The sequence below is a fragment of the Providencia sp. PROV156 genome, assembly GCF_028480905.1.
Taxonomy (GTDB): domain Bacteria; phylum Pseudomonadota; class Gammaproteobacteria; order Enterobacterales; family Enterobacteriaceae; genus Providencia; species Providencia hangzhouensis.
This window is the reverse complement of sequence record NZ_JAMPPE010000011.1, coordinates 79,611-98,267: the sequence shown is the minus strand read 5'-3', so window position 1 is coordinate 98,267 and position 18,657 is coordinate 79,611. Positions and strand designations below refer to the sequence as shown.

At 39.8% G+C, this 18,657-nt stretch carries 16 protein-coding genes; 10 read left to right on the top strand and 6 right to left on the bottom strand.

Features of this window, described 5'->3' with window-relative positions; translation table 11 throughout:
• Positions 1-17 precede the first annotated feature (17 nt).
• A complete protein-coding gene (locus PSF31_RS10105) occupies positions 18-1,763 on the bottom strand; it encodes an ABC-F family ATP-binding cassette domain-containing protein (RefSeq protein WP_096863709.1) in 1,746 nt (581 codons plus the stop codon).
• Between the two features lie 413 nt (positions 1,764-2,176).
• Between PSF31_RS10105 and PSF31_RS10100 the strand changes: the two genes are divergently transcribed.
• The 9 genes from PSF31_RS10100 (at position 2,177) to yajD (ending at position 13,483) form a co-directional block, all read left to right on the top strand.
• Entirely contained in the window at positions 2,177-2,653 is a 477-nt protein-coding gene (locus PSF31_RS10100; RefSeq protein WP_036957770.1) for a GNAT family N-acetyltransferase, read from the top strand.
• 370 nt (positions 2,654-3,023) lie between these two features.
• Complete coding sequence (locus PSF31_RS10095; protein ID WP_036957769.1) at positions 3,024-4,094, top strand: HlyD family secretion protein; 1,071 nt, start codon at positions 3,024-3,026, stop codon at positions 4,092-4,094.
• Positions 4,091-6,847, top strand: a complete 2,757-nt coding sequence (gene rbbA / locus PSF31_RS10090; RefSeq protein ID WP_096863711.1) for a ribosome-associated ATPase/putative transporter RbbA — start codon at positions 4,091-4,093, stop codon at positions 6,845-6,847. The genes PSF31_RS10095 and rbbA overlap by 4 nt, the downstream gene beginning before the upstream one ends.
• 5 nt (positions 6,848-6,852) lie before the next feature.
• The gene (locus tag PSF31_RS10085; protein ID WP_164456325.1) at positions 6,853-7,977 is read left to right on the top strand and encodes an ABC transporter permease; all 1,125 of its coding nucleotides are present in this window, start codon (positions 6,853-6,855) and stop codon (positions 7,975-7,977) included.
• Positions 7,978-8,166: 189 nt separating this feature from the next.
• Positions 8,167-8,730 carry an alkyl hydroperoxide reductase subunit C gene (gene ahpC, locus PSF31_RS10080; protein WP_004254784.1) on the top strand — a complete coding sequence of 188 codons (564 nt, stop codon included), beginning with the start codon at positions 8,167-8,169 and terminating at the stop codon, positions 8,728-8,730.
• A gap of 117 nt (positions 8,731-8,847) precedes the next feature.
• A complete protein-coding gene (gene ahpF, locus PSF31_RS10075; RefSeq protein ID WP_096863713.1) occupies positions 8,848-10,422 on the top strand; it encodes an alkyl hydroperoxide reductase subunit F in 1,575 nt (524 codons plus the stop codon).
• Positions 10,423-10,923: 501 nt separating this feature from the next.
• Positions 10,924-11,901, top strand: coding sequence for a DUF1852 domain-containing protein (locus tag PSF31_RS10070; protein WP_096863714.1), 978 nt, complete (start codon positions 10,924-10,926; stop codon positions 11,899-11,901).
• 29 nt (positions 11,902-11,930) lie between these two features.
• On the top strand, positions 11,931-12,962 hold the full coding sequence (locus tag PSF31_RS10065; RefSeq protein ID WP_096863716.1) for a methionine synthase: 1,032 nt from the start codon (positions 11,931-11,933) through the stop codon (positions 12,960-12,962).
• A gap of 173 nt (positions 12,963-13,135) precedes the next feature.
• Positions 13,136-13,483: an HNH nuclease YajD gene (yajD, locus tag PSF31_RS10060; protein WP_004254555.1), complete on the top strand. Its 348-nt coding sequence runs from the start codon at positions 13,136-13,138 to the stop codon at positions 13,481-13,483.
• Between the two features lie 197 nt (positions 13,484-13,680).
• Here yajD and PSF31_RS10055 read toward each other — a convergent pair whose 3' ends face one another.
• Together PSF31_RS10055 and pdxR are read right to left on the bottom strand one after the other, a co-directional pair.
• Complete coding sequence (locus PSF31_RS10055) at positions 13,681-14,262, bottom strand: YebB family permuted papain-like enzyme (protein WP_004254550.1); 582 nt, start codon at positions 14,260-14,262, stop codon at positions 13,681-13,683.
• 93 nt (positions 14,263-14,355) lie between these two features.
• On the bottom strand, positions 14,356-15,843 hold the full coding sequence (gene pdxR / locus PSF31_RS10050) for a MocR-like pyridoxine biosynthesis transcription factor PdxR (RefSeq protein WP_096863717.1): 1,488 nt from the start codon (positions 15,841-15,843) through the stop codon (positions 14,356-14,358).
• A 103-nt stretch (positions 15,844-15,946) separates the two neighbouring features.
• On the opposite strand from pdxR, the gene PSF31_RS10045 reads away from it, so the two are divergent.
• Positions 15,947-16,405, top strand: coding sequence for a GNAT family N-acetyltransferase (locus PSF31_RS10045; protein WP_096863718.1), 459 nt, complete (start codon positions 15,947-15,949; stop codon positions 16,403-16,405).
• Positions 16,406-16,510: 105 nt separating this feature from the next.
• On the opposite strand, the gene PSF31_RS10040 is transcribed toward PSF31_RS10045, so the two are convergent.
• The 3 genes from PSF31_RS10040 to PSF31_RS10030 all read right to left on the bottom strand — a co-directional run bounded on the left by PSF31_RS10040 (position 16,511) and on the right by PSF31_RS10030 (position 18,623).
• Positions 16,511-17,050, bottom strand: coding sequence for an NADAR family protein (locus PSF31_RS10040; RefSeq protein WP_096863719.1), 540 nt, complete (start codon positions 17,048-17,050; stop codon positions 16,511-16,513).
• 99 nt (positions 17,051-17,149) lie between these two features.
• Positions 17,150-17,872: an amino acid ABC transporter ATP-binding protein gene (locus tag PSF31_RS10035; RefSeq protein WP_004254533.1), complete on the bottom strand. Its 723-nt coding sequence runs from the start codon at positions 17,870-17,872 to the stop codon at positions 17,150-17,152.
• Entirely contained in the window at positions 17,859-18,623 is a 765-nt protein-coding gene (locus tag PSF31_RS10030) for an amino acid ABC transporter permease (protein ID WP_096863721.1), read from the bottom strand. The genes PSF31_RS10035 and PSF31_RS10030 overlap by 14 nt, the downstream gene beginning before the upstream one ends.
• Positions 18,624-18,657 lie beyond the last annotated feature (34 nt).

Sequence of the window (18,657 nt, the reverse complement as noted above, 5' to 3'; positions counted from 1 at the left end):
GTAACCAGGGGTATCGGTTACAAGCCCAATTTAGCGCGTATTTGGGCTATTTCGTTGATCCACTGCTGCTGTAATTGCGGTTTTTGGTGGCTTAATTTGCGTTTTTGATCCGCAAGTAGCTTTTGCTCCAATATCAGCAATGTTTCTAACAACTCATCTTCATGAGTAGTTTCCTTACTGAGAATTTCAATCGTTGATTTAGAAGGGCCATTTTCCCCAAGCGTAGACGTTAACACTTGCTGGGATTGCTGCTCGATTTTATGATAAATATCATCAGCATTAAGGTATTCCTCTAGCCGATTATCATCGATAAACCAGAAGCGTTGGCAGCTATTTTCAATGAGCCATTTATCATGGCTTACAACCAATAATGCCCCAGAAAATAAGCTAATTTGCTCACAAAGCGCTTCCTTGCCTTCTAGATCAAGGTGATTGGTAGGTTCGTCTAACAAAATCAACTCATACTGAGCTAAACTTAAACCAATAAACAATAATCTAGCGCGTTCACCACCGCTCAGTGTTGCCACTTTCTGTTGGTGACGATTATAGGCAAACCCCGCTCCAATCAATGCCATTTTTCGTTGTTCATCGGTTAAAGGTGAAAAATGACGTAGTGCATCTAATAGGCTATCATTATCATTTAACTGCTCTAATTGTTGGTCATAATAACCAGCACGAATTGCTGGATGAAACTTCAATTGTGAGCTATAGCGTAAATTTTGTTGATGATGTTGCCAAAGTAGACGTAATAGTGTTGATTTACCACAGCCATTGGCTCCCATGATAGCGATACGATCACCACTTTTCACTTGATGAAATGCCGTTTTAAATAACTGATTTCCATTCGGTGTTGAAACAACGGTGTTTTCCAACTCTAAAACTCTATCTGCAGGAATAGCTTTGCCATTTAAAGCAAGCTTCCATTGATAGCCTTCAGTTAGCTCAGTTTGGGCATCTTTAAGACGGTCAATATGTTTTTCCATCTGTTTAGCTTTGCGTGATAAGGCTTCATTGTCATACACATGCCCCCAAATAGCTAAGCGCTTGGCACTTGATGCAATACGGTCAATTTCTTTTTGCTCTGCTTGATTACGGCGTGCGTCAGTGATGTCTTTTTCACTTAATGCTTGCCGTGCTGCACTGCAAGGTAACCGATAAAAATGTAATGATTTATCTCGTAAAATCCAAGTACAGTTACTGACTTTATCTAATAACGATTGGTCATGGGAAACTAGCACAAAACTCCCTTTCCATGACTGTAAGAAATTACCTAACCAAATAAGTGTGGGCAAATCTAAATGATTACTAGGTTCATCGAGTAACAGTAAATCGGGTTGTTCAATTAAAGCACGCCCCAGCAGCAAACGTGTATGTTGTCCTCCACTGATGGCATTCGCTTTTTGTTCCCATTGTTCAGGTGTAAAACCTAATTCTGATAATAAAACTTCAGCCCGCCAGCGCTCAGTGACTTTATCTTGTTCAGGGAGTTTTTGAACAAGTGCATCAATCAGAGTCAAACAAGCGATTTCATCGGGTAAATGTTGTTCAATATAAGCAGTAACACAATGATTTGCATAGGTAATACTGCCACTATTAGGAAACAGTTGTTGGGTTATTAGCTTCAATAATGTACTTTTTCCACTCCCGTTATGGCCAATTAAACCAATGCGGTCACCTTGTTGGATGGTAAAAGAAATATCGCTTAATAAGGTAGAGGTTGAAGTATCGTAATTTAATGATTTTACAGTTAATAAAGTGCTCATAGCTTACTCAAATTTTAGGCGAAAAAACGCCAGGGTATAGTCGCAACGACAACCCAGTAAGCTGAGGGAAGATTTTCTTTAGTGGCTTCGCTCAGGCAGGGTTATCGCAGTATAAAACTGTGAAAGCCTGAGCTCTGGCGATTACCAAAGAAGTGTGAATATTCAATAAGATCACACAACAACATAAATTAGCCTCCTTAATATTCATTTAGTTAATTGATGAGAGAATTATAGCTAATATGTTATTTAACCAACAAGGTCCGAAAATGCGCTCTCTGATTATTATGGGAAAAAGCATATACAGGTATAAATGTTACTTATATCATGCGCGAAGAAATGAATAATATTGCTGTGAATTGGGTTCTTGCTATGTAGCGTTTAAAATCATGATTCAAAAAACAAGAGAGCCCCAAATGAACGTAGAAATAAAACCCGCAACATGTGATGACGCTGCTTTGATATTAGATATGATCATTGAATTGGCAGATTATGAAAAAGCACGTCACGAAGTTAAAGCCACGGTAGCTGATATTGAAAATTCCTTATTTGGAGCGAATTCAAGCACAGAAGCCTTAATCTGTTATGTGGATGGCCAGCCAGCAGGGTATGCCGTATTTTTTACGAGTTATTCAACATGGTTAGGGAATAATGGTATTTATTTAGAAGATTTGTATGTCTCCCCAGATTTTCGTGGCGCGGGTGCAGGAAAGAAGTTACTCAAGCATATTGCAGTGTTAGCCGTAGAACGAAAGTGCCAACGGCTGGAATGGAGTGTTTTAGATTGGAACCAGCCAGCAATTGATTTTTATAAAAGTATTGGCGCAGAACCGCAAGATGAATGGGTTCGTTACCGAATGGATGAAAAAGTGATTGCTGCATTCGCAAGCTAATATTTATTCATATTCAAACATCGTTGAATAAAGCCAGTAAATTAAGTTACTGGCTTTATTTTTTTATTTTGAATTAAATATGTACAATTAATGCCTTATCCTGATTTTTGTGAGTTTATTCTGTTTTTTTGTGACATAAGGCAACTAAACTTAAACCAAATGTTGATAAAATGCCATTAAATTAAATAGATAGCCAATTTAATGGTAGTGCTAACACTTACTTGGCCAAGTTTTAAATAAAAATAATATTTTTAGTTTTAAGGGTATTTATTTCGTATAGAGACAGTTATGTCATTTTATTAATAATCACCAGGTTAATAATCAAAATAATTGTTGTTCCTTGTTTTCTCATTTAATGGAAAGGGATGGTATGAAAATAAATAAACAAAAAGTATCTTTTTACATCATTTTAATATTAATTATTGTTGCGGGTGGTTTCTATTACTGGAATGTTAATTCAGGTGGTCTACCCGCTGGATTCGCTCAAAGTAACGGCCGTATAGAAGCAACAGAAATTGATATTGCCACTAAGACGGCAGGACGTATTGAAACGATTAATGTAAAAGAAGGGGATTTTGTTAAAGAAGGGCAAGAACTTGCTCGCATGGATACGCGAGCACTCCAAGAGCAACTCCATGAAGTACAGGCACAATTACGCCAAGCCATCAGTGCAGTGACCACTGCCGAGTCTGCTTTAGCGCAACGTAAAAGCGAAAAAGTTGCAGCCCAGGCTGTTGTTCGTCAACGTGAAGCGGAGTTAGACGCAGCGCAAAAACGGTTAAATCGTTCTAGAGCTTTGGTGAGAACCAACGCCGTATCTCAGCAACAAGTCGATGATGATACAGCACAGATGCAAGGCTCTCGTGCAGCACTGGAAGCGTCAAAAGCTCAAGTTGCCGCCGCGACATCAGCCATTGATTCTGCAAGCGCTGGTATAGTCCAAGCGAAAAACCGTGTTGATGCAGCGACAGCAACGGAACGCCGTATTATTGCGGACTTAGATGACAGTATTCTAAAAGCGCCAAGAAACGGGCGTATTCAATATCGTGTCGCTGAGCCTGGAGAGGTACTTGGCGCTGGCGGACGAGTCTTGAACATGGTCGATTTAAGTGATGTGTATATGACATTTTTCTTACCGACTGAAGATGCAGGAAAAGTTGCCTTAGGCAGTGATGTTCACATCATACTTGACGCTGCACCAAATATCGTGATCCCAGCCAAAACCACTTTCGTGGCGAGTGTTGCTCAATTCACACCGAAAACCGTAGAAACACAAAATGAACGCCTAAAATTAATGTTCAGAGTGCGTGCACGAATTTCGCCTGAATTATTAGAGCAACATCTAGAATATGTGAAAACAGGGCTGCCCGGAAAAGCTTATGTGCGTTTAGACCCTAATGAATCTTGGCCTGCTGAATTAGAGGTGAGATTACCACAATGACCAATAAACTGATGGATGATGTGATTATCGATATACAACATGTCAGCCAACATTATGGTGACAATTGTGCGTTGGATGACATAGTACTTTCCATCCCAGCAAGAAAAATGGTTGGGTTGATTGGCCCTGATGGTGTAGGAAAATCAAGCCTGATCTCCCTGATTGCAGGGGCAAGAGTGATTCAACAAGGCCAAATAACGGTACTTGACGGTGATATGAGTGATATTGAGCATCGTAGAGCTGTTTGCCCTCGCATCGCCTACATGCCGCAAGGTTTAGGGAAGAACCTCTACCATACGTTATCTGTTTATGAAAACGTCGACTTTTTTGGCCGCTTATTTGGCCAATCAAAAGCTGAGCGTGAATATCGGATTCAGGATTTGCTTGAAAGTACAGGGCTTGCGCCATTTAAAGACCGTCCAGCAGGCAAGTTATCAGGAGGGATGAAACAAAAGCTTGGGTTATGCTGTGCGCTAATTCATGATCCCGATTTATTAATTTTGGATGAACCTACTACAGGGGTTGACCCGTTATCTCGTGCGCAATTTTGGGATTTAATTGACCGCATTCGTTTGCGACAAACCAATATGAGCGTTTTGGTCGCAACGGCTTATATGGAAGAGGCCGAACGCTTTGATTGGTTAGTGGCAATGGATGATGGCAAGGTGCTCGCTACAGGTCATGCATCTGAATTAAAAGCCCAAACTCAATGTGATGATCTTGAAGCTGCGTTTATTGAATTACTACCTGAAGAAAAACGCAGTGGCCACAAAAAAGTCGTGATCCCTCCACGTGATACCACAGAAGACAATATTATTGCTATTGAAGCCCAAGACCTAACTATGCGTTTTGGTAACTTCGTCGCTGTTGACCATGTGAATTTTAAGATCCCAAAAGGGGAGATTTTTGGTTTCTTAGGGTCTAATGGCTGTGGTAAATCAACCACTATGAAAATGTTGACGGGCTTATTACAAGCCAGTGAAGGGCAAGCATGGCTATTTGGTCAAGAAATAGATCCGAAAGATATCGAAACACGCAAGCGTGTCGGCTACATGTCGCAAGCATTTTCACTATATAGTGAATTGAGTGTTGAGCAAAATCTCGTACTTCACGCCAAGCTTTTTCATATAGCTGAGGACAAAATTCCCCAGCGAGTGGACGAAATGTGCCAGCGTTTTGAACTTGATGATGTGCGAGACGTAATGCCTGACGATTTACCTTTGGGGATCCGGCAAAGGTTATCTTTAGCTGTCGCAGTTATTCATGAACCTGAAATGTTAATCCTCGATGAGCCAACTTCGGGAGTAGACCCCGTTGCCAGAGATATGTTCTGGAATTTGATGGTCGATCTATCAAGACGTGACGGTGTCACAATTTTTATTTCTACGCACTTTATGAATGAAGCAGAGCGCTGTGACCGTATTTCACTCATGCATGCAGGTAAAGTCTTAGATTGTGATACCCCTGCTAACCTGACCAAAAAAAGAGGCCTTGGCACGCTTGAAGAAACCTTTATTGCTTATTTACAGGATGCTGTGGGGGATGCAGGACAAGGGCAAGAAACTGCCCCTGAGTTCCATGTTGACCCTGAACTGAAAGAACAAGCGACCGAAGCGTTAAAAAAACGTTTTAGTTTACGCCGGTTATTCAGTTATTCCATTCGAGAAGGGATGGAATTACGTCGTGACCCAGTGCGTTCAACACTCGCGTTATTAGGGACTGTAATTCTTATGTTTATTATGGGTTACGGTATTAGTATGGATGTCGAAAATTTACGTTTTTCCGTACTAGATCGCGACCAAACAGGGTTAAGTCAGGGATATACACTGAACTTAGCAGGTTCACGTTACTTTATCGAACAACCACCAATCAAGGATTATGATGATTTAGAGGCTGGTATGCGTAGCGGTAAGATTACCGTTGCGATTGAAATTCCGCCTAACTTCGCAAGGGACGTTGCACGCGGCAATAACGTTAAAATTGGCGTGTGGATTGATGGTGCGATGCCAAACCGCGCTGAAACTGTGCGTGGTTATGTGCAAGCGATGCACTTAGCATGGCTAAGTACGATGGCTGCTCGCCAACCCGTTGGCGTTGCTGGTATGCCAGCTATCGACATTGAAACCCGATATCGTTATAACCCAGATGTTCGTAGTTTACCGGCGATTGTTCCCGCAGTTATTCCATTATTATTAATGATGATCCCCGCAATGCTTAGCGCGTTGAGTGTTGTTCGGGAAAAAGAGCTTGGTTCGATTATCAATCTTTATGTCACCCCGATCACCAAATTAGAGTTTTTACTTGGAAAGCAGCTCCCTTATATTTTATTAGGCATGTTTAACTTTGTATTACTTTGCATACTGTCCGTCTATATATTTGGTGTTGAATTTAAAGGTAGTTTTCTGACGTTAACCTTGGCCGCATTTTTGTATATCAGTATTGCAACAGGAATGGGGTTATTAATTTCATGCTTTATGAAAAGCCAAATTGCAGCAATTTTTGGTACTTCTATCATCACTCTGATACCAGCAACACAATTTTCAGGAATGATTGACCCAGTTTCATCATTGGAAGGTATTGGCCGCTGGGTTGGGATGGTTTATCCAACATCACACTTTTTAACTATCACGCGAGGAACCTTCTCTAAGGGACTAAATTTATTCGATTTACAGTCATCGTTTATCCCATTACTGATCACTGTTCCATTGGTTATTGGGCTCAGTGTTTTATTCCTGAAAAAGCAGGAGGCATAGCGATGATACGTAAAATTCAGAATATTTTTAACCTAGGAGTCAAAGAGTTACGCAGTTTAGGCCGCGATAAAGCAATGCTAGCGTTGATTGTCTTTGCTTTTACGGTATCGATCTATTCGTCCGCAACGGTAACTCCTGGCTCTTTACATAATGCGCCCATTGCGATTGCTGACCAAGATAAGTCACAGTTATCAAATCGGATAATCAATAGCTTTTATGCGCCTTATTTCTTACCACCCGCGGATATCACGCCAGATCAAATTGATGGTTTGTTAAATCGTGGTTCATATACTTTTGCGCTAGATATTCCGCCTAATTTTCAACGTGATGTGCTTGCAGGACGGCATCCTGAAATTCAGGTAAATATTGATGCAACAAGGATGAGCCAAGCCTTCTTAGGAAATAGTTATATTCAAAATATTACCTTAGGGGAAGTGAATGAATTTTTAGCAAAATACCGTAGTAATGCAAGTTTACCTGTTGATTTGGAAGTGAGGATGCGCTTTAACCCTAACTTGACACAGTCATGGTTTGGTTCTGTTATGGCAATCATTAATAATATTACGATGTTATCGATTGTTTTAACGGGCGCTGCACTAATCCGCGAACGGGAACACGGTACAGTCGAACATTTGATGGTCATGCCACTAACGCCATTTGAAATTATGATGTCGAAAATATGGTCAATGGGGCTGGTGGTATTGATTGCATCTGGTGTTTCCTTAATTTTGGTCGTAAAAACATTGCTACAAGTACCAATCGAAGGCTCTATCTTATTGTTTATGTGTGGGGTGGCTTTGAGTTTATTTGCGACAACGTCGATTGGTATTTTTATGGGGACGATTGCACGCTCCATGCCTCAGTTTGGTTTGTTGATGATCTTAGTGTTATTGCCATTAAATATGCTTTCTGGCGGAATGACAGCACGAGAAAGTATGCCTCAGCTTGTTCAAGACATTATGTTAACCATGCCGACAACGCACTTTGTTAGCCTTGCTCAAGCGATTTTATATCGCGGAGCTGGCTTCCAAATTGTTTGGCCTCAATTTGCGGTTCTTGTTGTTATTGGTGCTGTATTCTTTTCTCTCGCACTCATTCGTTTTCGCAAAACGATTGCCACCATGGCATAACCTACTGTACATAAAATATCCATTAATGCATAAAACGCTTGCTGAATTTTTCAGTAAGCGTTCTAATGCTTCACCTATTAATTATTGGTGCATGATTAGGTTGTACCTATCAAATCAATAGTGGGTAATGATTGGATTAAGCTGCTGTAAAACAGTAACTTAATAGGCAACCAAACAGGAGAACATCATATGTCATTAATTAATACTCAAATCAAACCATTTACTAACCAAGCATTTAAAGATGGCCAATTTATCGAAGTTTCTGAAAAAGATGTTGCAGGTAAATGGAGCGTTTTCTTCTTCTATCCAGCTGACTTTACCTTTGTTTGCCCAACTGAACTGGGTGACATTGCTGACCATTATGAAGAATTCCAAAAATTAGGTGTTGAAATTTTCTCTGTTTCTACTGACACACATTTTACCCATAAAGCATGGCATGCAAGTTCAGAAACTATCGGTAAAATCAAATATGCCATGATCGGTGACCCAACTGGCGCATTAACACGTAACTTTGAAAATATGCGTGAAAACGAAGGCTTAGCAGACCGCGGCACTTTCGTTGTTGACCCACAAGGTATCATTCAGGCAATCGAAATTACTGCTGAAGGTATCGGTCGTGATGCAGCTGACCTGTTACGTAAAGTTAAAGCAGCACAATATGTTGCAAGCCACCCAGGTGAAGTTTGCCCAGCTAAATGGAAAGAAGGTGATGCAACACTGTCTCCATCTTTGGACTTAGTCGGCAAAATCTAATTAATCTAACTCAATTGATTAATACTGAATAATTCAGGTTGCAGGTGTTTAGGCCTGCAACTTGGATCACGACGGGTATATGTACCCGATTTTATGATAAAAATTAAAGGGGATTACATGCTCGACAATAATTTACAGGCACAGTTGAAAGCCTACTTAGAACGTTTAACTAAACCCGTTGAATTAGTTGCTAATATAGATGACAGCGAAAAATCAAATGAAATCAAGCAGCTGTTAGAACAAATTGCATCTCTGTCAGATAAAGTCACTGTACGTGAAGAGCGCAATAGCGCACTAAGAACACCGTCTTTTTTAATTACTAACCCAGGTACAGATAGTGGTTTGCGTTTTGCAGGCTCACCTTTGGGGCATGAATTTACCTCTCTTGTGCTGGCATTATTGCAAATCGGTGGTCATCCATCTAAAGAAGCGCAAGAGTTATTAGAGCAGGTTAAAGGCCTTGAAGGCGAATTCCACTTTGAGACTTATTACTCTTTATCTTGCCATAACTGCCCAGATGTTGTTCAGGCGTTGAACTTAATGGCAGTTTTAAATCCAAATATTAGCCATACGGCTATTGATGGTGCACTTTTCCAAAATGAGATTGATGAACGTAATGTGATGGGCGTTCCTGCGGTTTTCCTGAATGGAAAAGAGTTTGGCCAAGGGCGTATGACGTTAAGTGAAATTGTTAGCAAAGTTGATACCAACGCAGATGCGCGTGCAGCGAAATCACTCACAGAGCGTGAGCCTTTTGAAGTTCTTGTTATTGGTAGTGGCCCAGCAGGGGCTTCAGCGGCAATCTATACCGCACGTAAAGGGATCCGTACTGGCGTAATTGGCGAGCGTTTTGGTGGCCAAGTTATGGATACGGTTGATATTGAAAACTATATTTCAGTTATCAAAACGGAAGGGGCTATTTTTGCAGGCGCATTGAAGAACCACGTGGACAGCTATGATGTTGATGTCATTGATGGCCAATCAGTTGCAAAACTGATCCCAGCGGCAGAAGAAGGTGGATTACACCAAATCGAAACTGCATCGGGTGGGATCTTAAAATCACGCAGTATTATTATTTCAACAGGTGCTCGCTGGAGAAATATGGGTGTTCCGGGGGAACAAGAATACCGTACTAAGGGTGTAACATTCTGCCCACACTGTGATGGTCCGTTATTTAAAGGTAAACGTGTTGCCGTTATTGGTGGCGGTAACTCAGGTATTGAAGCGGCTATTGACTTAGCCGGTGTCGTTGAGCATGTGACCGTACTGGAGTTTGCTCCGGAACTGAAAGCAGATTCTGTATTACAGCAAAAAGCACGTAGCCTGAAAAATGTCGATATTATCGTCAATGCACAAACCTTAGAAGTAAAAGGTGATGGCAGTAAAATGACGGGTCTCGAATATAAAGACCGTACTGATGATAGCGTACATTTATTAGAAGTGGCGGGAGCATTCGTGCAAATAGGTTTATTGCCTAATACTAATTGGCTAGGCGACACAGTTGCTAGAAACCGTATGGGCGAAATCGAGATCGATGCACGTAACGAAACCAGTATTAAAGGTATTTTTGCTGCCGGTGACTGTACTACAGTCCCTTATAAGCAAATTATTATTTCAGCTGGAGAAGGGGCAAAAGCCGCACTTAGCGCCTTTGATTACCTAATCCGCACAAGTACCAGAACCGCTGAATAGGTGTAATTTACTTTATATTCAGTGAGTTGTAGTCAAAAGGCACTCGGGGCGAGTGCCTTTTTTTTGTGCATAATACTGTGCCACCTTTTATTATTGTAGTTAATTTTAGTTAGTAACTTAGACTGTATGACCTAAGTGTTTTCTAAATGCACTAAATAAATTTATTTCACTAACCAATGTTTAAGTCTTCGAGTCGAATATTCATCCCCTCTAGGAAATTGTCCATATAATACACTTAACATCATGAATTATAATGAAAAATAATATTTCTTAGTTCTTCGTCACATAATTAAAATAAGTGAAATAGATGATCATGAAAATCGTTCATGTTCGAAATGAAATTAAGTCGCTTTCACTCAATCAACAGCTCTGGCATAAATTAGCTAACGAGGAAAATTAACTTATCTACAACATAAAGATTGATGAATGGGCAACTAAAACTTCTAAAAAATCAAGAAGTCAATTGAGTTTCCATCTTGGAATTTAGGGTGTGACGAGACAATGAACAAAAATTTTACATTTACGATTAAAAGTAGTCTTTTTGATGAAAATTATAATCCTTCTGAAAATACACGTATTACAACTAACTTTGCTAATTTAGCCAGAGGGGAAAATCGCCAAGAAAATTTGCGTAACACGCTTGTCATGATGAACAACCGTTTCAATACATTAGCCTATTGGGATAACCCTAAAAGCGACCGTTATTCAATCGAGTTGGAAATTATTTCTGTCGAGATGAGTGTTGAGGAAAATAGTAATAGGTTCCCTGTGATTGAAATATTAAAAACTAATATTATTGATCATAAAACAGGTGAACGAACTGAGGGTATTGTCGGAAATAACTTTTCATCTTATGTGCGTGATTATGATTTTAGTGTTTTATTGTTAGACCACAATAAGGACCAAGCAAGCTTTAGTATTCCAGAAAACTTTGGTGACTTGCATGGGAATATCTTTAAATATTTTGTAAATTCTAGTGAATATAAAGCGCATTTTAGTAAGGCGCCAGTGATATGTCTAAGTGTCTCAAATAAAGATATCTACCATAGAACTGGGAATCAACATCCTATATTGGGGATTGAATATCAGCAAAATGGGGCTTCATTAACAGATCAATATTTTAAAAAGATGGGATTACAGGTTCGTTATTTCATGCCTCAAAATAGTGTTGCACCGCTGGCATTTTATTTTACGGGAGATCTGCTGAGCGATTACAGCAATATTGAATTAATTAGTACGATTAGCACGATGGAAACATTCCAGAAGATTTATCGCCCAGAGATTTACAATGCGAACTCCGTTGCGGGACCATGCTATCAACCGAGTTTGACGAACCAAGATTATTCATTAACAAAAATTGTTTATGACCGCGAAGAACGTAGCCGATTGGCTATTGAGCAAGGAAAATATACGGAAGAACACTTTATTGAACCCTATAAGCATATTCTAGAGCAATGGTCTGCTAACTACGCGCTTTGATTAATTATAAAAATTTAAGGTCAATTATTATGAAAACATTATTACCAACATCTACCGCGGGCAGCTTACCAAAACCTTCTTGGCTTGCTGAACCTGAGACGCTTTGGTCTCCTTGGAAGTTGCAAAATGAAGAACTCATCGAGGGAAAACAAGACGCATTGCGCTTATCCCTTGAAGATCAACTACGTGCTGGGATTGATATTGTTAGCGATGGCGAGCAAACACGCCAGCATTTTGTGACGACATTTATTGAACACCTCAGTGGTGTTGATTTTGCAAAGCGTGAAGTGGTTAAAATTCGTGATCGTTATGATGCGAGCGTGCCGACGGTAGTTGGAGCGGTTGAACGCCAAAAACCTGTTTTTGTGGAAGATGCTAAATTTTTACGTAAGCTAACAAAACAGCCGATTAAATGGGCGCTTCCTGGGCCGATGACGATGATTGATACACTGTATGATAACCATTATAAAAGTCGTGAAAAACTGGCATGGGAGTTCGCTAAAATATTGAATCAAGAAGCAAAAGAGCTTGAAGCCGCGGGCGTTGATATTATTCAGTTTGATGAGCCAGCTTTTAATGTGTTTTTTGATGAAGTAAACGATTGGGGGGTGGCTGCGTTAGAAAGAGCCATTGAAGGGCTGAAATGCGAAACAGCAGTTCACATCTGTTATGGATACGGCATCAAAGCTAATACTGACTGGAAAAAGACACTAGGTTCTGAGTGGCGGCAATATGAAGAGGCTTTCCCAAAATTGCAAACTTCAAATATTGATATTATCTCCTTAGAATGTCATAACTCCCATGTTCCTATGGATTTAATTGAGCTTATTCGCGGTAAAAAAGTGATGGTGGGGGCGATTGATGTGGCTAGCAATATCATCGAAACACCAGAAGAAGTCGCCAATACGTTACGTAAAGCGCTGCAATTTGTGGATGCTGATAAACTTTATCCATCAACAAACTGTGGTATGGCACCATTATCTCGACGGGTCGCAACGGGTAAACTTAATGCATTAAGTGCAGGGGCTGAGATTATCCGTACAGAATTGTTGAATAAGTAATCTAAGTAAAAACTAACTAATAAATTAGCCCGGAGTTGATGACATGCCCTATAAAGTTGGCGATGTCATCATATCTGGGGTTTTTTGTTGTTTTGAGTTTCTTTTTTTGCTCTGAATTGAGGTATATTAGGCGTATTATCTCAAAATTACTATTTTTAATAGGAATATCGGCAATGGCTTTGATCCCTAAAAACTATGCGCGATTAGAAAGTGGCTATCGTGAAAAAGCACTTAAAATTTACCCATGGGTTTGTGGACGCTGTACTCGTGAGTTTGTGTATTCAAATTTACGTGAATTAACTGTGCATCATATCGACCATGATCATACCAATAACCCTGAAGATGGCAGCAATTGGGAACTATTGTGTTTATTTTGCCATGATCATGAGCATTCGAAGTACACAGAAGCTGAAATGTATGGCACTAATGTCGTGGCAGGGGAAGATGCACAAAATGATATTGAAGCAGCAACTTATAACCCGTTTGCTGACTTGAAATCGATGCTAAATAAGAAAAAATAATCGCGATAACCCACGCAATTCCAGTACAGGTAGGCAAAGTAAAGTCTCTAATAGAAGAGGCTTTACTATAATAACTGGCTATTACAGCAAATTTGTTTAATGGCGATGCAATGCTTATTGATTGATAAAGATTAAGGCATCATGTTAAGCCACTCTTATATACGTTGAGTGGCTTAGTCAAATATCAATATCGCTAATTAATGAATGTCATCATGGCTGCGATAAATTAATGATAATTCAGGGTGATGCCATAAACTTGCAGGAGTAACAGTTTTACGTTCCCATGGAATTTGCCCAATAAACCATAACTTCCAAAAATTTAATTTTGCATTCGGGTTTTTAGTTAATAATTCCTTGAAGGTTTCTAATTCCCCTATTTGAACTGATAACGCAGATTGATAAATATCGAAAACAAACTTTGAACAAAACTGCCTAGAAGACTCATAATTAAATCCCGTGTGATAAAACTTATTTAAACGAGCAGGAACTTCGGCGACTAATGCGGATTTTTGTTCACTTGTTAATGTATGGGAAAATCGGCGTACACTGTAACGATTGTCAGACGAACGGGCAATAAACCGCGATAAGGTCGTGGTTGTTGAAAGGGGAACGCGACTTTCTGCAATTAAATAATCTTCACCATTGTGACCTACAATCATGCCAACATGATTACTCCAACATAAAGATGCCGAGGCTATTTGGCGAAATAGCTCAGTCCCAATACTGGTAAAGACAACATCGCCAACTTCGTACTCATGGGGATAATTTATTTTTGTCATAAAAGTACCTCAATATAAACAATGCTATTAAGGTATAGTTATAAAGATTAGAAGAATTCGCGCTATCGGATAAACGCTGAAAATCATTTTTGTTTAACTAGGGTATATATTACTCAATTGTTCACTGAGTAATTTTATATTGTTAATTATCTCATTTTCACAATGAGCAGCATAGCCAAATAGAATTGCATTTTGGTGAGTACTTTGAATACAGTAGCGCGATAACGGTTGTGCGCCAAAGCCCAACAGACGGCATTGGTTAAGGATCACGTTAATATCATAACCGTCTTTCACCCAACAAACAGTATGAATGCCTGAATCCGTCATCTGTACATTAAATAGGTGAGGGAGATAGTGATTGATGGCATTGATAAAAGTATTTTGCCTCTCGTAACATATCTTCCGTATTTTTCTGACATGGCGTGCATAGTGGCCTTCTTGGATAAACTGAGCTAAAGCGGCCTGTTCTAAATAACCACAGTGGCTATCACTATAATATTTCATCATGGTGAATGCCTCACTCAGAATTTCTGGCACTATTAAAAAACCTAAACGAAAGCCGGGGTACATCATTTTAGAAAATGTCCCTGCATAAATAACACGTTGATGATTATCTAAGCCTTGCAATGCTTGAATTGGCTTTGATAAAAAGCGAAATTCACTATTGTAGTCATCCTCAAAAATCCATGCGTTGTTTTGTTGTGCCCAATCTAATAATGCTAAACGCCGTGGTAAGCTGAGGGTTGTGCCTAGAGGGAACTGGTGAGATGGCGTGGTATAAATTAATTTTGCTGTTTTATGGTGTTTAGCACCATATATAATATCCATTCCTTCTTTGTCGGATGGGATAGCGGCAATATCAGCGCCTGCAGCAGTTAAAATTGCTCTCGCACTGTCATAGCCAGGGTCATCTAACCATACATTATCCCCATGCTGTAATAAGACTTTTGCCGCTAAATTAATGGCTTGTTGTGTTCCATTAACAATAATAATTTGTTGCTGTTTACAATGAACCCCACGAGTCGAACGGACGTAATCTACCAATAAATCTTTTAGTGGTGTATACCCATCAGGGTGATTAAAATGCGTAATAATTTGTTTGGACTTACGCCAAACTCGACCTAATAATCTTCCCCATAATTCATGCGGAAATTGGTCCACACAACCAATACCGATATTAAACATTTGGTATTTGTTGGTATTTGGACGCGATTTTTCCCATAAATTCGATAAAGTGGAAACTCTAGGATTCAGATTTAATGCAGGATATCCAGATTGGTCACCCTGTTGAGTGCTACTTATGGCACCAATTAATTCATCAGGAATATGGGGGGAAACATAAGTCCCTGAGCCTTTTTGGGAATAAAGGTATCCTTCATCAATTAGTCGTTCAAACCCAGCAATTACCGAATTTCGTGAGATCGCCATCATTTCTGCTAATGCTCTAGAGGAAGGAAGTTTAATTCCAGCAGCAATACGTCCATCTAAGATGGCATTACGTATTGTGTGATAAACATTTTCTTTAATGTAACCTTTTTCAAGTAATAGTAATGGGAACTGGGCATGCTGTTGGCGTCGCATAAAGTGGATCCTAAATAAATAACAAAAGTGTCTCTTATATAGAGCCAGATTGCTAGGTACTATAGCGCCATTATGTAATATGTCTACAAATGGAAGGGTTATTATGAATAAAACAGCATTACCAGTTACAGTGGAATTTGTTGCGCCAGAACATTACCCAGAGTGGTTAGTGTATTGGTTAGAGTATCAGAAATTTTATCAGGTAGATTTAAGTGAAGAAATTACCTTAAAAGCATGGGAGCGCTTTTTTGATAAGAGTGAGCCGATGTACTGTGCTGTTGCGTTGGAAAATGGAAAAGTTGTTGGTTTTGTGAATTATTTATTTCACCGCTCAACATGGGCTGAAAATGATTTTTGCTACCTTGAAGATTTATATGTGACGCCAGAAATGAGAGGGCGTCATGTAGGAAAACAATTAATTGAATTTGTACACGCACAAGCGCAAGAGAAACAATGTGGCCGTCTATATTGGCATACACAAGAAACCAATTTGCGAGGCCAAAAATTGTATAACTGGGTGGCAGAAAAGCCTGGGGTAATTGAATACAGAATGCCTTTATAATAAAGCTCAGTAGTATATTCTATATTTTGATAAAATAATGACAGGCCCGCTGTTTAATAACAACGGGTTTTTCGTTTTATCAGAAAATAAGCAAAAATTAGAGAGTTAATTGGCTAGCTGACTTCTAACATCCATTAATGCGAAACCGAGAAGATTTAACCCTTTCCATGTTAATGGATTCTCAATATTTTCAGTATCTTCGGCAAGGCCTATTCCCCAAATTTTATCGACGGGGCTAGCTTCAACTAGAACACGTTCGTTTGTGGAGAGTAAAAACTGTTTTAATTCTTCATGTTGAGAGAATTTTGCCATATTAGCGCTGACAACAATAGCAAAACGGTTTTCATCCCAAACATCTTGCTTAAACCCACGAACTTCACGACCAAATGCTTTAGCCGCTCCGGGATTTGGTGCATGAATGATTTTATCCAATGTTTCTAAATCACCAAATAAGCGTGCTTTTTCGGCCATCATGAAATGTTCTGCACTGGCAAAGCGGTGGTTATTAACAATAAATGGGGAAGGGTACCATTGGCTGAAGCAGCTTTTTGTAATTTGATTTTGTTTGGTTTGGTGGCCCCAGAAGAAAACATATTTAAATTTTTTCCCTGAGCGGTATTGTTTGCAGAGGCTTTTGATATCCATAAATTAATCTTTATTAAGAGCGAATATTCTTAGCGTATCGATAATAAAAAGACCTGGCTATCAGAAAAACCTGCTTAGCATACTAAGCAGGCTATAAAATTAAAGTACTTTACTTAGAAACTCCGCAGTCCGTGGGTTTTTAGGTGCAGTAAAGAGTTGTTCTGGCGTGCCTTCTTCTTGAATTATACCTTGGTCAATAAACAAGACTCGGTCGGCAACTTCACGTGCAAACCCCATTTCATGGGTGACGATAACCATTGTCATACCTTCATTTGCAAGGGTTTTCATCACTGAAAGAACCTCACCAACTAATTCGGGGTCAAGTGCAGAAGTCGGCTCATCAAATAACAAAATGGATGGTTGCATGGCTAACGCTCTAGCAATAGCGACTCGTTGTTGCTGCCCACCGGATAAACTGGCTGGCCATGCATCAATTTTATCTAACAGTCCTACCTTGATCAGAAGTTGTTCCGCTTGTTTAAGTGCCAATTCCTTTTTTATTCCTTTCACTAAGGTTGGCGCCATCATCAAGTTTTCTAACACGGTCATATGCGGGAATAGGTTAAAACGCTGAAACACCATTCCCACATTTTCTCTCATTTTATTTAAATCAGTTTTAGGGTCATGAACGTTAAAACCATTAACTTGAATTTCGCCCCCATCAGGGCGTTCTAGCGCATTCAAACAACGTAAAAAGGTACTTTTTCCTGAACCAGAAGGGCCAATGACACAAATCACTTCTTGAGGTTTAACTTCACAAGAAATGCCTCTAAGTACATGAGCATCACCAAATTTTTTCTGTAAATTATTAACGTAAATCACTTCTGCCCAACCTTCTTTCCATATATTGCACCAACTGAGCAAGTATAAATGTCAGCATCCAATAAATCACAGATATTGTTAAGTAGGGTTCCCAGTAAGTTGCGTAAGCGCCGGAGACTGTTCTTGCAGTATAGGCGAGATCGGCCAAACCGATTGCGGAAGCGAGGGATGAGTCCTTGACAATTGCGATGGCATTATTTCCCAGTGGGGGAAGAATGCGCCGAAAAGCTTGCGGAAGAATCACCTTGCGCATTGTTTTTGCCCAACTCATACCAAGCGCACGCGAAGCTTCCATTTGCCCTTTATCAATGGATTGAATACCCGCACGGAATATTTCAGAGACATAAGCTCCTGAGTTTAAAGTAATTGCAATGACGCAAGATAGAAATGCACCGTAATCGGAGCGGAGCATTTTAGCGGTATCAACAGACATTAACCCTGATGTAACAAATAAGCCATCACGAGGGTTAATAAACAGTGGCACTAAGGCAAAGTGAACAACCATTATTTGAACAAATAGTGGAGTACCACGAAAGGCACTGACATAGAAGCGAACTGGCCACTGTACAAAATAGTGTAAAATAGGTTTCCAAATCCCTTGTTCAGCTTTGGCAGTTCTGCCTAAACCGAGGGTTAATCCCCATAGTGAGCCTAAAATAACGCAAATGATGGTTGCTTTTATCGTCATCATTGCGCCTTCAGCAAATAATGGAGCATACTCTTCAATTATTTCCCAACGAAACGCAGACATCTTAATTTTCACCCTGATTTAAAACGTGAAAAAG

Excerpts from the sequence above, each read along its gene's own strand:
- PSF31_RS10105 (WP_096863709.1), bottom strand. The coding sequence starts at position 1,763 with ATGAGCACTTTATTAACTGTAAAATCATTAAATTACGATACTTCAACC.
- PSF31_RS10100 (WP_036957770.1), top strand. The coding sequence starts at position 2,177 with ATGAACGTAGAAATAAAACCCGCAACATGTGATGACGCTGCTTTGATA.
- PSF31_RS10095 (WP_036957769.1), top strand. The coding sequence starts at position 3,024 with ATGAAAATAAATAAACAAAAAGTATCTTTTTACATCATTTTAATATTA.
- rbbA (WP_096863711.1), top strand. The coding sequence starts at position 4,091 with ATGACCAATAAACTGATGGATGATGTGATTATCGATATACAACATGTC.
- ahpC (WP_004254784.1), top strand. The coding sequence starts at position 8,167 with ATGTCATTAATTAATACTCAAATCAAACCATTTACTAACCAAGCATTT.
- ahpF (WP_096863713.1), top strand. The coding sequence starts at position 8,848 with ATGCTCGACAATAATTTACAGGCACAGTTGAAAGCCTACTTAGAACGT.
- PSF31_RS10070 (WP_096863714.1), top strand. The coding sequence starts at position 10,924 with ATGAACAAAAATTTTACATTTACGATTAAAAGTAGTCTTTTTGATGAA.
- PSF31_RS10065 (WP_096863716.1), top strand. The coding sequence starts at position 11,931 with ATGAAAACATTATTACCAACATCTACCGCGGGCAGCTTACCAAAACCT.
- yajD (WP_004254555.1), top strand. The coding sequence starts at position 13,136 with ATGGCTTTGATCCCTAAAAACTATGCGCGATTAGAAAGTGGCTATCGT.
- PSF31_RS10055 (WP_004254550.1), bottom strand. The coding sequence starts at position 14,262 with ATGACAAAAATAAATTATCCCCATGAGTACGAAGTTGGCGATGTTGTC.
- pdxR (WP_096863717.1), bottom strand. The coding sequence starts at position 15,843 with ATGCGACGCCAACAGCATGCCCAGTTCCCATTACTATTACTTGAAAAA.
- PSF31_RS10045 (WP_096863718.1), top strand. The coding sequence starts at position 15,947 with ATGAATAAAACAGCATTACCAGTTACAGTGGAATTTGTTGCGCCAGAA.
- PSF31_RS10040 (WP_096863719.1), bottom strand. The coding sequence starts at position 17,050 with ATGGATATCAAAAGCCTCTGCAAACAATACCGCTCAGGGAAAAAATTT.
- PSF31_RS10030 (WP_096863721.1), bottom strand. The coding sequence starts at position 18,623 with ATGTCTGCGTTTCGTTGGGAAATAATTGAAGAGTATGCTCCATTATTT.